The following is a 1,798-nucleotide window of genomic DNA, read 5'->3' as shown; positions in this document are numbered from 1 at the left end:
ACCGTACCCACGGTGGAGCGCGGGTTGTGCGAGGTGGCCTTCTGTTCGATGGAGATCGCAGGCGACAGGCCTTCGATCATGTCCACGTCGGGCTTGTCCATGAGCTGCAGGAACTGCCGCGCATAGGTGGAGAGGCTCTCAACGTAGCGGCGCTGGCCTTCGGCGTACAGCGTGTCAAAGGCGAGAGACGACTTGCCCGAACCGCTCAAGCCGGTAATCACCACCAGCTGGTTGCGCGGAATATCGAGATCGATATTTTTAAGGTTGTGCGTGCGCGCGCCGCGGATGCTGATCCGCTGGGCCGCGAGCACTTTGGCAAGGTATTTGCTGTCGTCAGGAGAGTTCAAGATGTGGCAGCCGCAAAACTCTCCATCATAGACCGAAGCACCGTTTCAAGCACAATAGCCGGCTGGGCAAGCCACGGGCTGCCGTGGGCTTGCCGCTCCCAGTCGGTCAATCCCGGGTTATTGCCCTGTTTTGGAGCTTTTCTAGCTATTTTTTGGCCGCTTTTGCCCTTTTAATCCCCTTGACTGCGCCTACAGCCCCCATGTCGTTTCCCATGACCGCTACCGAGCGGCGCGCCAGCGTTTCGCTGGCGTCGATCTTTGCGCTTCGCATGCTCGGCCTCTTTTTGGTGCTGCCGGTGTTTGCGCTGGAGGCGGCCAAATACCCGGGGGGCGATGACCCGGCCCGGATTGGCCTGGCCATGGGTATTTATGGCCTGACGCAGGGCATCCTGCAAATTCCCTTTGGGATCGCTTCGGACTGGTGGGGGCGCAAGCGTGTCATTGTTTCCGGCCTGGTCATTTTTGCGCTTGGCAGCCTGATCGCCGCCTGGGCGCCCGACCTGAACTGGCTGATCGCCGGCCGGTCGTTGCAGGGGGCGGGGGCCATTTCGGCTGCCGTTACGGCGCTGCTGGCCGATTCCACCCGCGACGAAGTGCGTACCAAGGCCATGGCGCTGGTGGGCGGCAGCATTGCCCTGATGTTTGCGCTTTCGCTGCTGGCCGCACCCCTGCTCGCCGGCGCTATCGGCCTGCACGGGCTGTTTGCCCTGACTGGCGCGCTGGCACTGGGCGGCATTGCCGTGGTCGTCTGGTGGGTGCCACCCGAACCGGTAGAGCACGTCAACCGGCCGCGCGGCAGCGTGGCGGAGGTGCTGAAGGACACCGCGCTGCTGCGGCTGAATTTCGGCGTGTTCGTGCTGCATGCCGTGCAGCTGGCCATGTGGGTGGCGATCCCGGCTTTGCTGGTGAATGCCGGGCTCGACAAGGCCGCGCATTGGCAGGTCTACCTGCCGGCGGTGCTGGCCTCTTTTGGGGTGATGGGAGCTACGCTGTTTCCGCTGGAAAAACGGGGCTATCTGCGTGCCGTGTTCCTGGGGGCTGTCGGCCTGGTCCTGCTGGTTCAGCTGGGCTTGCTTTGGGTGGCATCGTTTACCTCGGCGCCGGCCAGTCTGGGCATTCTGGCCGTGCTGCTGTTCCTGTTTTTTTGCGGTTTCAACGTCCTCGAAGCCACCCAGCCCAGCCTGGCCTCCCGGGTGGCGCCAGCCCATGCCCGCGGCGCTGCGCTCGGGGTTTACAACACCTTGCAGTCGCTGGGGTTTTTTGCCGGCGGGGCCGTCGGCGGCTGGATCACAAAAACGCAGGGGGCTGAGGGGCTTTTTGCGGTGTGCGGCGGCCTGATGCTGCTATGGCTATTGGTCGCCTGGCCCATGACAGCGCCTGGCCGGCACGGGCCCGCCGCTGTTACAGGCGGCCACGGCGCCGCACCGGGCCAGCCAGTTAAACTCTAAGTT

Annotated in this window: 1 protein-coding gene and 1 pseudogene; one reads left to right on the top strand and one right to left on the bottom strand. The window is 63.9% G+C overall.

Annotation, left to right across the window (positions count from 1 at the left end; all coding sequences use genetic code 11):
• Nucleotides 1–347 (bottom strand): annotated as a pseudogene (locus AC1D1P_RS22370) (excinuclease ABC subunit UvrA); the annotation flags it as partial.
• Nucleotides 348–559: 212 nt separating this feature from the next.
• Here AC1D1P_RS22370 and AC1D1P_RS22365 point away from each other — a divergent pair.
• Nucleotides 560–1,795 (top strand): MFS transporter, encoded by a 1,236-nt coding sequence (locus AC1D1P_RS22365; RefSeq protein ID WP_477674496.1) that lies wholly within the window; start codon nucleotides 560–562, stop codon nucleotides 1,793–1,795.
• Nucleotides 1,796–1,798 lie beyond the last annotated feature (3 nt).

The sequence above is a fragment of the Polaromonas sp. P1_E1_2 genome (assembly GCF_056406035.1).
The sequence above is the reverse complement of the archived record's forward strand: the minus strand, read 5'-3'. Positions and strand labels throughout refer to the sequence as shown.